The organism is Pauljensenia sp. UMB3104 (assembly GCF_030217285.1).
Taxonomy (GTDB): domain Bacteria; phylum Actinomycetota; class Actinomycetes; order Actinomycetales; family Actinomycetaceae; genus Pauljensenia.
The window spans coordinates 1-357 of record NZ_JASONN010000108.1; the positions used below are offsets into that span (position 1 = coordinate 1).

Here is a 357-nt window from a genome sequence, read left to right on the forward strand (position 1 = left end):
GGTTCACCCCTGCTAACGCAGGGAGGGTTGAGCTTTCCTGAATGCCTAAGCATCAGCAACGGCTCACCCCCGCTAACGCGGGGACACCTTGAAGTGTAACGGGTAGTTATTTTTTGCGCAACCCGTGGGCTAAAGCGCGTGGCGCTCGATGATTTCCCAGAGGTCCGCGTCTTCCTTGATGTGGAAGCCGGAGCGGTTGATGTTGATTTCGCCTTTTGCGTTGTATTCGTCGTGCCAGTCGATCATTTCGTCCGCGATGGCGTCGATGTCGAATTCGTTGGCATACTCACCGAGGGGCTCAATAATTTCGCGGAGAATGGCTTCATCGAGGCGGCTGTAAATGGTCATTGTAGGGTT

The 357-nt window shown here is 54.3% G+C and carries 1 protein-coding gene; it reads right to left on the bottom strand.

What is annotated here, in order from left to right:
* Positions 1-129: 129 nt before the first annotated feature.
* The coding region (locus QP415_RS10970; RefSeq protein ID WP_285100086.1) for a hypothetical protein at positions 130-357 on the bottom strand (228 nt) is incomplete at its 5' end.